Genomic DNA, 17,102 nt, shown 5'->3' on the forward strand with positions numbered 1-17,102 from the left:
GACTTTCTATTTCCAACTTATTAATTAACAACATTTAATATCAGTGGAATACCTGGCCAAACTTGTAAATAAATATCGACACGCCAACCTTGAGTTAGATTATCGAGCTGATTGATTTTGCCCAGGTTTGAATTGGAGTCGAGTTGAATGGTCACTTTATGAGACTCCTTTGAAGGAACTGAAAAACCATTTAAATCAACCGTCGCAATAGTCAACGCGTTTTGTTCAATTTGAATTTGACTTTGTTCAATAACAATATCATAGGCGGTTGGATTGTTTATCTCAATATCAAAGCTAAGTTGACTGAAGGCTTGTCCGCCGAGCAATTGAGAGAATGAAGGCAATTTATAATCAATAGAAGACCAGTCAATAGCATATTCTGCTTTTAGCAATTGGCTTTTATGGTGCAAGCTGCGAATTAACTGACCATGCAAAAACAGGCTGGTCATTAAAATAACGGCCAAAGCCGTATACCCAATTCGACTGGTTTTTGCTGATACCGGCGGTGTTGTACGCATAACTGGTAATAGATGACTCGCCAAATGTGTACCTGCTGGGATTGCTAAAGTTAAGAATATAAGGTTGACTAAAAACAAAATTCCCGCCACTTCTATTAGTGTCAGAGTGTCAAAATTGAAAATAATTTTGCTAGTAATCAAGCCTGGCAAACTAAAAATAAGCCCGAATAAAATTAATAGAAGGGGTTTGTTAAATAGCGCTTTTAAAATAACTGCATAGGTAATTCGATGCCTTTGTAGTGTAGGAGAGATAATATCCAGACTAAAAGAATAGAATAAAAATAAATAACTTAATGTTATGGCGGTGGCTTTCGCCCAAATGTAAGGGTAGTAGCCAATCCATAAAATGACAGATTGTGCTGCTATATAAAGCAAAAATAAGCGAGTTTCTTCGACTGCTTGATAAGATAAAGGAAACTCCTGGCTCGGACCATTAGGATATTTAGCATCTTTTTCAAATGCGGCAGAAAATTTCTCTTTTATCGGAAAAAGAAAAACCGAAGCGACCACTAATGAGCCAGATAAAATTAAGTTGCCGAGTACAGTTTTTGTTTGCTTTTCATAAAAAAAATTGACCAATTGTTCAGATATGCTATGCCAGGAGTCAGGAAAAAAATAGTCAAGTATTAAGTTTTTTATAGTGATCTCATGACTTAATAGCGTCCAGATAAATAATGAAAAAACTAATACTCCACTACAAAAGTAAATTACCATCCAATTAATGGTACTGCGTTTTATAGACTTAAGACTGGTGGGCGCTCCGTAGAGGGTCTCAATTAGCTGTTGTGAAATTTTCATTTTTATCTATCTGATTTATCTTTGATTCTTAATCTTTGTACGTTATATCTATACGTGTACTCATTAAATTTAAGCTGCTTAACGAAAGACGCTAAAACTGTTTAAATAGTTGGATGGTATATCATAAAAATACAATTTTCTGGAAGTACTTCATCATTAGGTGGCAAAGTCCGTTGGAATCCCAGCTTTTGATAAAGCTGTAGCGCGGCTAAATTATCTTTATAAACCAACAAAGAACGAGTGAAAGCTGGGTTAGTTTTGGTCAGTAACCGTGTGACAAGCTGGTGACCAATACCTTGACCACGGTATTTTGGGTTAACCACAATTCGGCCTAAATGTTGATTGCCAAAGCGACTTAATATTTGCCCAAATCCTTTTAACTGACCTTTTTCATCGACCAGTGCATAGTCTTGAGATTGGGTATCATTAATGTCTTCAATTAATTGGGATAATATCAGCGGATAATGAACTTTTGGGCCTGCCCAAGCTCTTGTTGCTGCTTCGGTGTTAAACCAAACTAATAGCTGAGCAATCTGGCTTTGGTTTGCCAATATAAGTTGTAAGTGTTGGGGAAAATGATTCACTTGTATTTTATATAACCTATATTGTTTAATTCGTTGCTTATTGCTATTTGCTTAGAAATTATAAATTATCCCCACCAACGTTAAACTAAATGTCGTTGCTGACGTTGCGAACGTCGTTGAAATGTCATGGTTTGTTCTGTTGGCTGATAGGTTAAGCGCATTAATGAAAATGCGCCTTTTAGTTTGGAGTTTACATAGTCTGCTTCAATTTGCTGAATGACTGCCGCGTAGCGCTCGGGAAATAAAACATCGATTGCTTGAGCGACCAGTTCAAACAATCGCTTTAAATTGATTTGATGAGTTTGCCCGGTTTGCTCATAAATCCAGTCGGTGATTTGCATAAACTCTTCGAATGGGTTGTCTTTTAGCAAGTGCGGTAGGGTATTTTTAAATCGACCAGAATTGCCAATCATATCCCAATAGCGAGAAAATCGATTCACTTTTTGCATAGTAACAAAGTCGACTGAACGATTGCTCAGAATATTAAATGGTGGCAGCGGATTAAAACGCAAGTCGTGTGATTCGGTATGACGAATTATCGGACTGCCCTTAAGTCGCTTCAATATGCCCATTTGAATCTCATGCGGACCGCACTCATACAGCTCGTTAAAACTTTGACTAAAGGTTGCCAAAGTTTCTCCGGGTAAACCAAAAATTAAGTCAGCATGAATATGTGCGGTTGTATTTTCTTTTAACCAAATCAAATTATTTTTTGATTTGGGATTGTCTTGTTTGCGGCTGATTAAGGTTTGCACCTCATCATTAAAAGTTTGGATACCCACTTCAAATTGTAAAGTGCCAGGGGGAAATTTAACCAGAACCTCTTTAAGTTTATCGGGCAAATGATCGGGAATAACTTCGAAGTGAAGGAACAAATCATCATCCATTCTATCGAGGAAAAAATTCATAATTTCAAGTGTCGTTTTAATTTTCAAGTTGAATGTTCGGTCGACAAATTTGAAATGACGAGCACCGCGTTGGTATAGTTGATCCATTTGCTGCATAAACAGTGGTAGGTCAAAGGGGTAAGCGGTTTTGTCTAATGATGATAAGCAAAACTCACATTTGAATGGACAGCCACGGGACGCTTCGACATAGAGTAAACGGTTTTTTAGATCTTCCTCATTGTAAAATTCATAAGGTAGTTTTAAATCTTTTAATGCGAGTGGTTTTGAACGTAAGACCTTTTGTTCTGGTGCTTCGCCTGCTAAAATTTCTTTACACAGGCGATAAAAACTTAAATCCGCAGGACCTGTCAGCACATAATCGGCAAACTGCAAAATAGACTGTGTTTCAACTTCATAACTGACCTCTGGACCGCCCAGTACAACTATCACATCAGGCGCAATCGTTTTTAACTGGCTAATGACTGCTGCTGTTTCGGTTGTGTTCCAAATATAAACGCCAAAGCCAACTATTTTAGGTTTATCTTGCAAAATGTCTTCGACAATATCAATTGCCCGAGTTTTTATAGTGAACTCTTTAATCTGTGTGTCTAATTTTAGCTCTTCTAAATTGGCATAAAGATAGCGTAATCCAAGACTGGCATGAATGTATTTTGCATTAAGGGTCGTCAGTGTAATGATTGACATATTAAACCAAATAAAAATTGATAAAGAAAACGAAACGATTAGTTGTTTGATAATACCTGCTGTTACTCAAATTAAACAGTAAAATTCGTTAATCTTCGACTTTTACACCCCAAAGATCGTGTTCGTCAGAATGAATAATTTGAACCCAGACTTTATCGCCTGGCTCAACTTCAAATTCATCAGTCAGGTGCACAACGCCATCAATTTCCGGTGCGTCGGCATAGGTACGGCCGATGGCACCGTCACTGGTCACTTCGTCAATAATCACCTGATATTCGTTACCAATTTTTTGGGTTAACTTGTGTGCGCTGATTTCTGCCTGAACGGTCATAAACCTTTCGAGTCGCTCTTCTTTTACTGTTTCGGGGACTGGATCGGGTAATTCATTGGCTTTCGCTCCTTCTACTGGTGAATATTTGAAACAGCCAACTCTATCTAATTGTGCTTCGCGTAAAAAGTCGAGTAACTCTTCGAATTCTGCTTCAGTCTCACCTGGAAAACCAACAATAAATGTTGAGCGAATTATGAGTTCAGGACAAATTTCTCGCCAACGATGGATTCTCTCTAACGTTTTATCAATGTTGCCAGGACGTTTCATTAACTTCAAAATCCGTGGGCTCGCGTGCTGAAAAGGTATGTCGAGATAAGGTAAAATTTTCCCTTCGGCCATCAGAGGAACGATGTCATCCACATGAGGGTAAGGGTAGACATAATGCAGTCTCACCCAAACACCCATATTGCCTAGCTGCTCACATAAGTCATAAAGCCGAGTTTGAATGGTTTGGTCTTGCCAGATTACCTGTCGATATTTTGTATCAACACCGTAGGCTGAAGTATCTTGCGAAATAACGAGTAACTCTTTGACTCCAGCATTAACCAGGCGTTTAGCTTCGTTAAGTACATCACTAATAATTCGAGAATCTAAATCGCCACGCATTGAGGGTATTATGCAAAAAGTACAACGGTGGTTGCATCCTTCTGAAATTTTTAAATAGGCAAAATGTTTAGGCGTGAGTTTGATGCCATGATCAGGAATTAGATGTAAAAAGGGATTATGCTCTGGTTTAGCAACATGTTGATGTACCTGCGCAAGCACTTCTTCATAAGCATGTGGTCCAGTGATACCTAATACACTAGGATGAATTTCTCGAATTTCATCTTCTTTAACGCCAAGGCAGCCAGTTACCAGTACCTTGCCATTTTCAGAGAGTGCTTCACCAATTGTATCTAATGACTCCTGGACGGCGCTGTCGATAAATCCACAGGTATTGACGATTACCAGTTTCGCATCATGATAAGTAGAAACAATTTCGTAACCTTCATTTTTCAATTGAGTAAGAATTCTTTCTGAATCAACCAGATTCTTGGGACAACCAAGGCTAATGAAGCCAATTCGTGCCGCAGAAGATTGTGAAGAAACCTTTGAATTATCAATAACATGTTGGCTGGTGTTAGCCTGCAATACTTTAGCTGGTATTTGTAATGTTGTTGTTTGTTTTGGATCAAATCTTTTTACGCTCATGAAGACCTACTGGTTAAATATGCTTTGGTTTCGATTCGAGGTTATTGCTTTGTTTTAAGCGGGCGGATTATACCTGAATCAGCAATGAAAAACAGGTTAAATTTTGTGCTATTTCAATGAGGTAAAGAATGGAGCTTCTCTCGATAATTCCAAACTTTCAGTTTTTATATGGAGCACAGGGTCAATGAAGGCCGCACCAAGTCAAACTGATTGAGAATGAGTTACTCTCAAGTTAGATAGATTCACTTTGTTGAAGAAGAATATTATCAATTACTATTTGTTACTCTGAATTAGCTTGTACATCATTCGTCTTTGCAATAAACGAATTGTTCGACTATTGAGGGGATAATATGAGGACTTATTTTAATAAATATTGATCGAAAAAATGCGTAAAATAGCCGCCCCATCTAATGATTCGTCTAATTTATTATTATCGATTTTTTATCAGCTGAAAAAATAAAAATTATTACAGAGTCTTTAATATAAATAGTTTTTCAATGCTGCTTTTAATTTTATTTTTCATTTGTAGTTAAAGTTTACATTAGATTTTGATTTGACTTTGTCTTTCTCTGATTTTTTTATTTTATGTTAAAAATAAATATCTTATTTCTGATGTTAAGAGAGGGAATGATTAGTTTCAATTAAAATTTTTATAATAGAGATATAAAAATACATTCATCAAGATGAACAAGGCATAAACGATATTGCTAAGTGTGAATTAGTTCTAAAAATGACATCAACTTCGCGAATTCAACCCATAAGTGCAATTTTTAAATAAGTGGCACAAATTGATTATTAAATATCTGGTTTGGTGTTAAATAGTTTCTTGTCTTTCTTGGTCGATTATTTAAATTTTCTATAGCCGCTTTTACTTGATGCCAGGTCACTTTTTTTAAAGTCAGTTTTTTTTGGAAAAAACTGCCTAATCAAACCATTCGTATTTTCATTAATTGGTCTCTCCCAAGAGGCATAGGGATGAGCAAAATAGGTTTCTGCTTCTAATATTCGACCCACTTTTTCATGTTCTACAAATTCAGAGCCATTATCAAAAGTTAGTGTCAGTACGTTATCTTGATAAGGCTTTAAAAGGCGAATAATTGCTGCACTAACAACACTTGCTTTTCGACTAAAAACACGAGAACATAAGGTATACAAGGAGGCTCTATCGACTAGTGTCACTAAGACACTTTTTCTATCACGACCAATAATCGTATCACACTCCCAATCACCTATTCTAGACTTCTTCTCTACCACAGCTGGACGCTCTGTAATGTTCACACGGTTAGAAATTTTAATGGCTCTAGCACCTGAGCCATAAGCTTTTTGATAGTTTTTTGCCCCTTGCCTGAGAAATGGTTTAAGCGATTGATGACGCTGTTTATCTGTATAAATATAACGATAAATAGTTTCATGACTAATCGAAATATTATGATGTATTTTAAGATACCCGCTTACTTGCTCCGGACTCAGATAACAGCGGATAAGTCGCTTAATTAAAAAACTTTTGGACTTATCCAACTTTCTATGTTTTGTTTTAGCCAAGCGTATCTTTCGATTTCTAAGGATTTACAAAGCCCAGTGGTAAGTATAAATCTTACAATTTTGATACTTATTGCGTTTAATTTCTCGACAAATAGTGGATGGGTGTCTACCGAGTGTTTCTGCTACTTTTTTCTGTGTACTCCCATTTCTTAGTTCATTCCAGATATAAAACCTTTCCTCTTTGGTTAAGTGATGATAGTGTTTCATGGCAATTCCTCTGTTGTGGGTTCATTGATTCGCAAAACAATTGTAACCACTTTTTTAGCAACTTAGGAATTGCACTTATCATATGAATTCGCGTTTTTATCAAACATTTAAATATGAGATTGATTGAGAGTTATCTCTAATTAATATTTGTGAGCTTTAAGTAATTAAAAAACTTATAAACAGAATAAGAATAATTGCTTTTAGCATTTTACATTTAGAACGTGATGGTTGGGATTATCTTGAGTTATATGGCTAAAGGTTCTCATCATAAAAATAATATTAAATCACTTTTCGTGGAGAAAACAATGAAACTATTGAATAAAAAGACTTTGGGCAAAGTCTGTCATATAGGCTGTTTAGTGCTAACCGGTTTGTTTGCACAAACGATGAATGCAGGGAGTGGTGCTGCCTGGAGTTATTCTGGTGAAACTGGACCCGAGCATTGGGGCGATTTATCGCCTGCATATGCCAAGTGCAAAACTGGCCGTGAACAATCACCCGTTGACTTAAATGCGGCATGGATAGATGATGAAAATGAACTCACTTTAAAGTCTCGCTTTAAGCCTGTGCCTCTAACTGTCGTTAATAACGGTCACACCGTTCAAGTGAATATTGATAACGAGAGTTACACAAAAACGGAGAGAGGCCGCCAGCGTTTGTTACAGTTTCACTTTCACTCTTTGAGTGAACACACAATTAATGGTCAATCTTTTCCATTAGAAGCGCATTTTGTACATATTGATGATGATGGTGTTTTAAGTGTTTTAGGGGTGTTGTTTTCATTGGGTGATGAAAACGAAACTTTAAAAAGTATTCTTGCTATTGCACCAAAACATAAAGGTGAAGCAACAGCTAAAGGTGTTGAACTAAATCCAAAACGACTACTGGGCAGCTCCGAAACTGAATCTTATTATCGATTACAAGGTTCACTCACTACTCCCCCATGTTCAGAAGAGGTGAATTGGTACGTTTCGACAGAAATACAACAACTTTCAAGTTCACAGTTTAAACAGTTTCAAAAGTTGTTTCATGGTGGCAATGCCAGACCGGTTCAGCCTTTATTTGAACGCCAAGCAGTTTTGAGAATGGATGATTAATAAGTAATACAAGTTTTTGAAAAAAGCCAACGCTATGTTGGCTTTTTTTAATTGAATAAAACTTGAATTGGATTGGTTATAAAGATAAATCTTTCAATTAACTATTGAATGGTAAAATATTAAACAAGATCTTCGAAAGTACGCTGTTTTCACAATAATATTAGTTAATTTAAAAATAAACGGCTTTACTTTATTAAGTGAAGAATGTGAAGTTGTTCGCGGTTATTTTTATTTAAATGTCATTTCTTTTAGTAATAGTCAACTATGTCAAATTAAACCAAACCAAACCAAACCATTATATCTAATAAGGGTATTATTTGTTATTTTGGTTAACAACAAGACAAAAAACGACCCGCGAATAAAAAGTATTCAATGTAAACAAATGGCTGGCGAACTTTTTAATCATTGAGTAACTATGTGTCATAGAGCATTTATATGTCATAAATGGAGTAGCTTGTGTCATAAGTGTGAAGTGATTCTAAATTTTAATTTAAATTATAAAATACATTTTCTGACAAGAATATGAAATTCAATAAAATTGATTAAATAATGATTTCTTTTGCTTGATAAAATATTTTTTTGGTAATTTGATTTCAGTTATTTGCCATAAATTTATTAGTGGCATTAGTTTTTTTTATTCGTAGATTATTTATTAGTTTTTTTAATAAATACAACCAATAATTTTTTTGGTTAAGACTAAATTGTTAATAAAAGTTTCTTATTGATTTTGAATTATCGATAAGGAGTCAGTGTTTATGGTGTGTGTTTTCTTTTATAGCGATTTAATATAGTTTTTATTTGTTTTTTTAACTGAAAAAAGGTTGCAATTTATATCTGGTTCATTATGATGCGCTCGACTTTAAGTTATTTGTTTCAACTAATTGCTTTACTGAAAATAATTTGGCAGGAAAAGCATATTTTTAAATTGATGTAAAAGGAAAACTAATGAAGATTAAAAGTTTAATCGTTGCTCTTGGTATGTTCTCTGGAACAGTTTTAGCCGATGGTTACCAATGGCAAGTAGATGGAGATTATTTAACTGCTGATGATGCTGATGCGTATATGATTCAAGGTCGTTATCACTTTGACTCTGTTAGCATTAATAACACAGCTTGGGCTGAAGCAGCATTCACTGGACGTAACAGTAATGTTGGTCTGGGATATTCTGATTTCGATGGTGATTTCAGCGTTACTAGTGTTTTCGGTGAGTACATGGGCGAAAATAACCTGTACGCATCTTTAGGTTATGCTGACAGCGATATTTCTGGTGCAGACTCAGTTATCACTGGTGAAATTGGTTATTTCTTCGCGAAAAACTGGTTGGTTGCAATTGGTACTGATGATTCTGACGCTTCTCCAGTAACATTACGCACTAAATATGTTGGTGAATTAAGCAACAACCGTTTCTTTAATGTTGAAGCCAGCTATGATGATGAAAGTGAAGATTTATTGGTTGAAGGTGATTATTACTGGTCTCCACAATCAAGCGTAGGTTTAGCATTATCTGATGCTGAAGGTTACGATTTTGGTGTTCGTTTCCAGCACTTTTTCAACCCAAGCATTTCACTACGTTTAAGCTACCAAGCGCTTGACGGTGATGATGTTACCGGTATTGGCTTTACTGCAAGATTCTAATTGCTATTAGTCACAAAGCCTCAATGAATATTGGGGCTTTGATCGTCTTCCTTGTTGTCTAATAATCAATTCTTTTCAATCGCTTAACATTTTACGTTAAATAACAATTATTTTGTCCTTCAATAATTATTCACGCACATATAGAATAACCATTTCAGTTATTTCAAATTATCTAAACGCTAGTAGCTTGCTAAGCTGCGGCCGATTAGTCTTATCAAGCTCAAATGAACAATCTGCTCAAATGAATAATCTGCTCAAATGATGAACAGTTTGGTTGTTTAGTCGTCATGAGGTAGGGAACGTATCGTCATGGGATAGCAGTCGTATAAAGGTTTACCTGCTAATTATCCTAAATTACAATATTCTTTAATCAATAAGCGATGAGAATAATCAATACTGATTGCTTGATTATTTGATGCAATTAATCAGGTTAATGAGGCGTTATTAGTTTTGCAATTGCCAAAATCAACTATCATTGGTTGAGGTATCCAATATTAATCAATCATTATTTTGACGAACCCAAGCTAAATAGGTGTATATCCTGATGTTTTGTCCAAAATGTAAAAATAAATCGTTAAAACCGACCAAATTAGATGATGGTTTATCAGCTGCAGGTTGCCTGCATTGCCATGGGGCTCTGGTTTCTCTGTTGTATTATCGCGATTGGGCGGAGCGCCATAACGGTATCATTACCGAGGCACCATCAACTGTTGGCTTACTCAAAGGTATGCAGAGTGAAGATTCAATGGGGGCTGTGGGCTGCCCTAAATGTAATCGCTTAATGCAAAAGTATCGTATTTCGGGATGTACTAATAATCGTTTAGATTGGTGCACTACCTGTGATGAAGTCTGGCTTGATGGCGGCGAATGGGAGCTTATTAAAGCACTGGAATTGGGGCAGGAAATTCCGATGGTATTAACTGAGCAATGGCAGAAAAAGGTGAGAGCGCAAGTTTCTGAAGAAAACCGTCGAGAAAGATTTGCTAAGATTTTAACAGCAGCCGATTTGCAAAAAGCCGATGAGTTTAGAGATTGGTTGAAAGATCATGCACAAAAAGAAGATATTTTATTTTATGTTAACCACCAGTGAATGACTTTGAAAGTGAGTAACCCTAATGTCTGATGAAGACTACTCTAGTGATCGTCTATTTGAGTTTTTACGAGAATCTACTATTCGCGGATTACTCAATCCTGCGGTTGCCAAAAGCCGATTAAACGCATGCGAGCAATTATTTGTTGAACTGCAAGATGATGAGAAGAATGATATTCGCTTGATTGATGTCGATACATTGTGTTCACGACTACATAAAATTCAAAACAGTAGTATTCGGCCTGAAGTACTTGAGTTATACAATCAACGAGTTAAAGCGGCACTGACCGACTATTTGTCTTGGCTTAAAAAACCAGCCTGCTTTTATTCGATTGGTGGTGATTCAATTCGTAAAGATAAGCGTTATGAACCGTCGGCTAAAGAAGTATCTCTTGAACAACAAGCACTCGAAGAAATTACACTAACCACCAGCAGTCAACCGAATGATATTATTAGTGTACCGCTGAGAGAAGATCGCACGGTCTATATTAAAAACTTGCCGCTAGATCTCTCACTTGATGAGGCAATGAAAATTGCGCGAGTGATAAAAGCATTGGCAATTAATAATAACGAGCAAGTGGAGTAATTTATGCAAGCGAGTCGCATGTTATTAATTGCACCTATGATGCTGTTTGGCCTGGCTGGAATCGGATTTTATTTATACTTTATTTATCCCGGTATTTCTGGTCCTTTCCATGATAATCTGGTGCCAGAATTAATTGGTTTTTGTTTAGAAGGTTTTTTTCTGGTTGGTTTGTTGTCATTAATTCAGCGCAATCGCGAACGTGCGAGGAAAAAAGATTTATGGCTAAGTTTGCGTGGTTCGTTACGAGGCATCTTGTCGAATCTTGATATTGCATTTTTGTCTCCTAATTCCGAACCAGCAGACTCTTTAGTGCTAGAGCAAGATACTAAAGTTGTCGCTCATTTTATGCGGGAATTAAAAGATAACCGACTCAATTTGCGAAGCATGGTGGCACTCAAACAAGAAGGTATTAAAACCCTTTCACTTGCTCAAGATATGATTCCTGTTGCCGCACAACTGAGTGCCGCACACATGCGTTGGTGGATTGCTATTGTTGACAATATGCGTCAGTTAGCAAAAGCACAGACCCGTGAAAAAATTGAAGAAAGCGTCTTTTTATTATTAGAAAATATCGACGAATTTGATCGGCTGCGTTATTGATGAGTTTGTTTTATTTTAAATTTTACTATTATGCTCATGCTTATTGGCCGTATTTGCATGAGAGCACGTTTGAGATTTGAAGTAATTGTAAAGTAATCCGCCCAGCGAAATGCCCACACCTGCGCCAATTGATAATCCGACAGGAATATTACCAAAGGCAACCCCTAATGAAATTCCCAGTCCTACTCCTATTGATAAACCCGCACTTAACATTAATATAGGCAGGTGTTTACTTTGTTTAGACTGTGTTCGGGATTGCATGGTTGATTCCCCTTTAAATGAATAAAAAATTGCGTTGGCTGTGGTTTAACGTACTCGGTTGCTATTTATTTCAATATTTGTGCTATCTGTTTACAGGATAAAGTCGTATAGAGTGTAAAACGGCTAAAAGCGATTAAAAATGAAATTTTTTATACCTGCCAATAGAGATAGTCGGTAATGGCTTATGCTTTGTTAAATATTGGCTGCTGTATAAGCGTTAAGAATGGCATTTTTTAGCGGATTAGGCAATTTTTCATATTCCCAGGCATGATTATCAAACTTGGTGTCTAAATCGGTATAACGGTCACTACCATTGATTGAATTGTATATGACGAGCAAAGTACAGATTGTAAATTCGCGTTCGTGATTTTTTTGGAGCCAATTTGATCCTAACTCATAAACCTCTGCCGGATACCAGGATTGCTCAGCATTCGCTAGACAATTTTGCATAAATATAACCTGACGTAATGCAAGATAATGCCTTTCACTGTCACAGCAATAATCAAGATTTGCAATGAATCTGAGCTCGCTTTCTGATATTGATTGAATAAGTTTGACCATAAAAGACGCTTTGCATGGGTTGATTAATCTAATTTTAAAATTAATCATCAAGTTGTTTTTCGGTTTAGTCGTTTTTCCATTTAGCTATTTTTTAACTGTTTGATCATAGCTTTTAAGGTCTACTTATACCACCCAAAATAATCATTTTGAGATAGTCACCATAGACTGATGCGTATCAACGCCTCCTTTTGACTATACTTTTATTATAACAAGAATACTAAACACAAATAATTGAAAAGCTTCAACTTTACCGTGGCTTTAAAAAACCAAAAAACATAACCAGGAATTATCGCTATGTATGATATTGCTATTCTGGCAATTATTTGGCTCAGTGTCTTAGTGGCATCTTTTCTCGCACATAAAACCCGACTTACGCCGGTATTATGGTATTTGTTTTGCGGTGCAATACTCGTTAATCTAGGCGCGTTACCGCAAGAAATGCCCATTTTTATTACCGACTTTGCCGAGCTAGGCATTATTATTATTATGTTTGCATTGGGTTTTGAAGAGGACACTAATAATTTTTTAAATAGTATGAAGCGTAGTTGGGGAATCGCATTATTTGGCGCTGTTGTACCTTTTGCAGTCGCTTATTTTTCTGCGTACTATTTTTGGCAAAACAACAACATTGCGTTGCTTTGTGGATTGGCAATGACGGCAACGGCCGTTTCCTTGACCATGGTTTCACTCAAAAGTGAAGGGCTTAGTAAAACTCCTGCCGCTACTGGGATTATGACTTCAGCGGTTTTAGACGATATTGCATCACTAGCTTTTGTCGCAATATTGGTACCAATTGCAACCGGTGAAGCAACCGTTTCATTAGATGGTATTCTATTGATAATCGGTAAAGCTGTTGCGTTTTTTGTGTTAGTCACCATTATTGGAGGGTGGTTGTTTCCAACCAACCCCGAGTCAACTATTATTAACAAACTTCCTATTATTGGAAAAATCGGACTGCGCCATATTTTGGCGATGGGGAAGGGCGAATATACGATTTTAGCGTTACTATTAATTGCGGTATTGGTTGGATTGTTAGCTCATGAATTTGGGTTTCATCCTGCGGTTGGTGCGTATATGGCCGGACTGATTATCAAAAAAGAGTATTTCGACTTTCATCAGGAAAAAGAAATCGATTTTTATCTTCATGCCCGTGGAATCATTGATAACGTTGCATTTTCTTGGATTGGCCCTGTTTTCTTCGTTGCATTAGGTACGAAATTAATATTTGATGCTGATCTTTTTGTCTCCGTATTACCCGAGTCTTTAATTCTATTTGCGGGTTTATTTGTCGGACAAATTACTTCAGCCGCACTTGCTGCAAAATATACAGGGGGATTTGACTGGTCTTCGAGTCTGATGATTGGCTTTGGTATGTTAGGGCGAGCGGAATTGGCATTTGTTGTGATAAATATAGCCTTCGTACAGCACCAAATACTCTCTGTCGAAGCTTTTTATACGCTGATGCTAACTACATTTCTTTTGAACTGTTCTGTACCATTAACGATTCGTTGGTGGAAAAGTAAATTTCAAGTGCTTATTTGAAACACAATTATTTGTAGAAGCGAATACATTAAAACTGATGAATTGTAATTTTAGTTAACGAGTGCTCAAAAATTTTTAGTCTTCATTGCTAACGTGCCTGATAAAAAAAGCCCAGTATCAACCAGGCTTTTAAATCAAACATTTCTATAGGGAAAAATTAAAAATTATTTTAATGATTCAACACCCATATTAAATAAAGTAAATCCAAAAATGTCGGCATATTGTTCAATTGATTTTGAAATTGGTGTACCTGCGCCATGACCCGCATTGGTTTCAATTCGAATCAGCGTTGGTGCGTTGCCTGACTGTTTAGCTTGCAATTCAGCGGCAAATTTAAATGAATGAGCTGGAACTACTCGGTCATCGTGGTCACCGGTGGTAATTAGCGTTGCTGGATATTGAGTATTTTCTTTCACATTATGCAGTGGAGAATAACTCATTAAGTAGTCAAACATCTCTTTACTTTGATCGGCTGTACCATAATCATAAGCCCAACCCGCACCAGCGGTAAATTCATGATAACGCAGCATATCTAATACGCCAACCGCAGGCAGTGCAACTTTCATTAAATCTGGTCGTTGCGTCATTACAGCACCAACTAATAATCCGCCATTTGAACCGCCGCGAACAGCTAAATAATCACTAGAAGTATACTTTTCGTTAATCAGGTATTCTGCAGCAGCAATAAAGTCGTCAAACACATTTTGCTTTTGTAGCTGAGTTCCTGCCTTGTGCCACTTTTTACCGTATTCACCACCGCCACGAATATTCGGAACCGCATAGACACCGCCATATTCCATCCATACCGCGTTAGGGATACTAAACGAAGGCGTTAAACTAACATTGAAACCGCCATAGCCATATAGAATAGTTGGATTTTTGCCGTTGAGTTTAATACCTTTTTTATGAGTAATTAACATCGGTACTTTAGTACCATCTTTTGATGTATAGAATACTTGCTTAGATACAAAATCATCACTATTAAACTGTGCGCCCGACTTACGATAAACACTCGACTCACCTTTGTTCACATCATACTGAAAAATTGTCGATGGTGTTTTGTAATTAGTAAAAGAATAATAAAGGACTTTATCATCTTTTTTACCACTTGGTGCGCTAGCTGTTCCTGCATCTGGAAGGGTAATTTCACGAATCTTTTTACCAGAGTAGTCATACTGATAAATTTTTGAAATAGCATCAACCATGTAGCGTGCAAAGAAGTAACCGCCACCAGTCGATGGGCTTAATACATTTTCTGATTCTGCAATAAAGTCTTGCCAATTTTCAGGAATAGGATTGCTAGCATCGACGGTAACAATTTTTTGATTAGGCGCATCTTTATTGGTAACGATGTATAACTTGTTTTCAACATTTTCAATGACATATGCATCTGATATTTGATTATCTAATATTGTAACCAGAGGTGCTTTTTCTTTGGTTAAGTCTTGAATATAAAGTGCATTACCAGAAGTTGAGTTAGCCGTTGAAATAACCAGAAAGCGATCATCTTCGGTAACTCGTCCGCTGACATATCGGTTCTTTTGTTCTGCTATTGAACCATAAATAACCTGATCATCTTGCTGAGCTTCACCTAATTTATGGTAGTAGAGTTTATGTTGATCGGTTTTAGCAGATAATTCACTGCCATCGGGTTTATCATAGCTCGAATAATAGAACCCTTCATTACCTTTCCAAGATATTGCCGAGAACTTAATATCTTTAAGCGGTGGCTCAAGCATCGTTTTACTTTTCACATCAATAATAATAATTTTACGCCAGTCACTGCCGCCTTCTGAAATGGAGTAGGCCGCAATATTTCCATTCTTTGAAAAGCTTAATTGAGCGAGTGAAGTGGTACCATCTTCGCTAAATTTATTAGGATCAAGAAATATCTCAACATCTTGGCTTCCATCCTTTTGACGATAAACAACATATTGATTTTGTAAGCCATCATTTTTATAAAAATAAGTGTATTCACCTTCTTTAAAAGGGGAACCAACTTTTTCATAATTCCATAATGTTTCCAGACGCTTTTTGATAGTGTCGCGATAAGGAATATTATTTAAATAGTCAAATGTCACTTCGTTTTGTGCTTTGACCCATTCGCCGGTTTCCAGACTGCGATCGTCTTCTAGCCAACGATAAGGATCGGCAACTTTTTGATCAAAATATTGATCAACGGTGTCACTTTGTTTGGTTTTTGGATAAGCCACTTTTTTAATTTGATTATCGGTTGCGGGTTTAACTTGAGCTGTTTGGGTGTCTGCTTGTGGTACTGGTGATTCTTGAGAACAAGAAAACAATAACCCCGAGAAGAGTAAAATGCCAGTAATAGGCATTATTGAAGTATTATTATTTTTCATCGTTTTTCTCTAAAATTGTTGAAGAATACTGCATGATGCATAGTGATTCGGGTCAGTCTATCAAATATATTCATTAGCTGCCTAGCCAATAAATAACAGAATTGTAAAAATTTGATTAATTCAAATCAGCGCAGATCTCGACTTTTGTTGCAATAATTAGTGAATTTAATCGAATTTTTGTTTTCAGTTATCAAGTGAAACTAAACAACAAATGACCTTTTAGGCTACCCCATCACAAATATGAATGCACGGGTATCTATACCCGAAAATCGGCGATTCATACAGTTAATCTGTTTATTTAGGTGGATCACTCTTGATCAGAGAAAATATCGTAAATAGATGAAATAGATTAAATCTATCAATTTTGTTTTTTTATTGTTTGGGGCTGTATTTTCAAACAAGTTAGCCTGTCATTTTTATTGCACATGGCACTAGCCTGATTGGCTTTTTAACAGGTAATTAAAAAAATAGTGGCTGACACCTTTAAATGATATAAATTTATTATATGTTTTTGAGAGTCATCTATACTCAATGAGGTAGTATTTTGTAAATACAATTCAAGTTTATGGGTTAGGCAGGTAACCGTTCCTTAAGTGCGAACCAA

The 17,102-nt window shown here is 36.4% G+C and carries 13 protein-coding genes and 1 pseudogene; 6 read left to right on the plus strand and 8 right to left on the minus strand.

Translation table 11 applies throughout. The features are described 5' to 3' along the window. Window positions 1–20: 20 nt before the first annotated feature. The 5 genes and pseudogenes from ABVT42_RS02945 to ABVT42_RS02965 all read right to left on the minus strand — a co-directional run bounded on the left by ABVT42_RS02945 (window position 21) and on the right by ABVT42_RS02965 (window position 6,763). Complete coding sequence (locus ABVT42_RS02945) at window positions 21–1,316, minus strand: hypothetical protein (protein WP_353873611.1); 1,296 nt, start codon at window positions 1,314–1,316, stop codon at window positions 21–23. Between the two features lie 101 nt (window positions 1,317–1,417). Next, window positions 1,418–1,900, minus strand: coding sequence for a GNAT family N-acetyltransferase (locus ABVT42_RS02950; RefSeq protein WP_353873612.1), 483 nt, complete (start codon window positions 1,898–1,900; stop codon window positions 1,418–1,420). A gap of 80 nt (window positions 1,901–1,980) precedes the next feature. After that, complete coding sequence (locus tag ABVT42_RS02955) at window positions 1,981–3,492, minus strand: B12-binding domain-containing radical SAM protein (protein WP_353873613.1); 1,512 nt, start codon at window positions 3,490–3,492, stop codon at window positions 1,981–1,983. Between the two features lie 88 nt (window positions 3,493–3,580). After that, on the minus strand, window positions 3,581–5,014 hold the full coding sequence (gene rimO, locus ABVT42_RS02960; protein ID WP_353873615.1) for a 30S ribosomal protein S12 methylthiotransferase RimO: 1,434 nt from the start codon (window positions 5,012–5,014) through the stop codon (window positions 3,581–3,583). 770 nt (window positions 5,015–5,784) lie between these two features. Further along, window positions 5,785–6,763: pseudogene (locus ABVT42_RS02965) on the minus strand (IS30 family transposase). A gap of 305 nt (window positions 6,764–7,068) precedes the next feature. Here ABVT42_RS02965 and ABVT42_RS02970 point away from each other — a divergent pair. The 5 genes from ABVT42_RS02970 to ABVT42_RS02990 all read left to right on the plus strand — a co-directional run bounded on the left by ABVT42_RS02970 (window position 7,069) and on the right by ABVT42_RS02990 (window position 11,771). Further along, window positions 7,069–7,860 (plus strand): carbonic anhydrase, encoded by a 792-nt coding sequence (locus ABVT42_RS02970; protein WP_353873616.1) that lies wholly within the window; start codon window positions 7,069–7,071, stop codon window positions 7,858–7,860. A 945-nt stretch (window positions 7,861–8,805) separates the two neighbouring features. Continuing rightward, complete coding sequence (locus ABVT42_RS02975) at window positions 8,806–9,495, plus strand: putative porin (RefSeq protein ID WP_353873617.1); 690 nt, start codon at window positions 8,806–8,808, stop codon at window positions 9,493–9,495. A gap of 544 nt (window positions 9,496–10,039) precedes the next feature. After that, the gene (locus tag ABVT42_RS02980; protein ID WP_353873618.1) at window positions 10,040–10,585 is read left to right on the plus strand and encodes a TFIIB-type zinc ribbon-containing protein; all 546 of its coding nucleotides are present in this window, start codon (window positions 10,040–10,042) and stop codon (window positions 10,583–10,585) included. A 25-nt stretch (window positions 10,586–10,610) separates the two neighbouring features. Continuing rightward, window positions 10,611–11,171, plus strand: a complete 561-nt coding sequence (locus tag ABVT42_RS02985) for a hypothetical protein (RefSeq protein ID WP_353873619.1) — start codon at window positions 10,611–10,613, stop codon at window positions 11,169–11,171. Window positions 11,172–11,174: 3 nt separating this feature from the next. Next, the gene (locus ABVT42_RS02990) at window positions 11,175–11,771 is read left to right on the plus strand and encodes a hypothetical protein (protein ID WP_353873620.1); all 597 of its coding nucleotides are present in this window, start codon (window positions 11,175–11,177) and stop codon (window positions 11,769–11,771) included. A 15-nt stretch (window positions 11,772–11,786) separates the two neighbouring features. Here ABVT42_RS02990 and ABVT42_RS02995 read toward each other — a convergent pair whose 3' ends face one another. Together ABVT42_RS02995 and ABVT42_RS03000 are read right to left on the minus strand one after the other, a co-directional pair. Next, window positions 11,787–12,032, minus strand: a complete 246-nt coding sequence (locus ABVT42_RS02995) for a hypothetical protein (protein WP_353873621.1) — start codon at window positions 12,030–12,032, stop codon at window positions 11,787–11,789. Window positions 12,033–12,224: 192 nt separating this feature from the next. Then, window positions 12,225–12,482: a hypothetical protein gene (locus tag ABVT42_RS03000; protein WP_353873622.1), complete on the minus strand. Its 258-nt coding sequence runs from the start codon at window positions 12,480–12,482 to the stop codon at window positions 12,225–12,227. A gap of 405 nt (window positions 12,483–12,887) precedes the next feature. Here ABVT42_RS03000 and ABVT42_RS03005 point away from each other — a divergent pair, with 405 nt between their 5' ends. After that, window positions 12,888–14,135, plus strand: coding sequence for a cation:proton antiporter (locus tag ABVT42_RS03005; protein WP_353873623.1), 1,248 nt, complete (start codon window positions 12,888–12,890; stop codon window positions 14,133–14,135). A 164-nt stretch (window positions 14,136–14,299) separates the two neighbouring features. Here ABVT42_RS03005 and ABVT42_RS03010 read toward each other — a convergent pair whose 3' ends face one another. Then, the gene (locus ABVT42_RS03010) at window positions 14,300–16,498 is read right to left on the minus strand and encodes a prolyl oligopeptidase family serine peptidase (protein ID WP_353873624.1); all 2,199 of its coding nucleotides are present in this window, start codon (window positions 16,496–16,498) and stop codon (window positions 14,300–14,302) included. Between the last annotated feature and the right edge of the window lie 604 nt (window positions 16,499–17,102).

Origin of the sequence: Aliikangiella maris (assembly GCF_040719265.1) — a bacterium.
GTDB lineage: Bacteria > Pseudomonadota > Gammaproteobacteria > Enterobacterales > Kangiellaceae > Aliikangiella > Aliikangiella maris.

What these genes read in the sequence shown, in the direction of transcription:
- ABVT42_RS02945 (WP_353873611.1), bottom strand. Translation starts at nt 1,316, where the DNA reads ATGAAAATTTCACAACAGCTAATTGAGACCCTCTACGGAGCGCCCACC.
- ABVT42_RS02955 (WP_353873613.1), bottom strand. Translation starts at nt 3,492, where the DNA reads ATGTCAATCATTACACTGACGACCCTTAATGCAAAATACATTCATGCC.
- rimO (WP_353873615.1), bottom strand. Translation starts at nt 5,014, where the DNA reads ATGAGCGTAAAAAGATTTGATCCAAAACAAACAACAACATTACAAATA.
- ABVT42_RS02970 (WP_353873616.1), top strand. Translation starts at nt 7,069, where the DNA reads ATGAAACTATTGAATAAAAAGACTTTGGGCAAAGTCTGTCATATAGGC.
- ABVT42_RS02975 (WP_353873617.1), top strand. Translation starts at nt 8,806, where the DNA reads ATGAAGATTAAAAGTTTAATCGTTGCTCTTGGTATGTTCTCTGGAACA.
- ABVT42_RS02980 (WP_353873618.1), top strand. Translation starts at nt 10,040, where the DNA reads ATGTTTTGTCCAAAATGTAAAAATAAATCGTTAAAACCGACCAAATTA.
- ABVT42_RS02985 (WP_353873619.1), top strand. Translation starts at nt 10,611, where the DNA reads ATGTCTGATGAAGACTACTCTAGTGATCGTCTATTTGAGTTTTTACGA.
- ABVT42_RS02990 (WP_353873620.1), top strand. Translation starts at nt 11,175, where the DNA reads ATGCAAGCGAGTCGCATGTTATTAATTGCACCTATGATGCTGTTTGGC.
- ABVT42_RS02995 (WP_353873621.1), bottom strand. Translation starts at nt 12,032, where the DNA reads ATGCAATCCCGAACACAGTCTAAACAAAGTAAACACCTGCCTATATTA.
- ABVT42_RS03000 (WP_353873622.1), bottom strand. Translation starts at nt 12,482, where the DNA reads ATGCAAAATTGTCTAGCGAATGCTGAGCAATCCTGGTATCCGGCAGAG.
- ABVT42_RS03005 (WP_353873623.1), top strand. Translation starts at nt 12,888, where the DNA reads ATGTATGATATTGCTATTCTGGCAATTATTTGGCTCAGTGTCTTAGTG.
- ABVT42_RS03010 (WP_353873624.1), bottom strand. Translation starts at nt 16,498, where the DNA reads ATGAAAAATAATAATACTTCAATAATGCCTATTACTGGCATTTTACTC.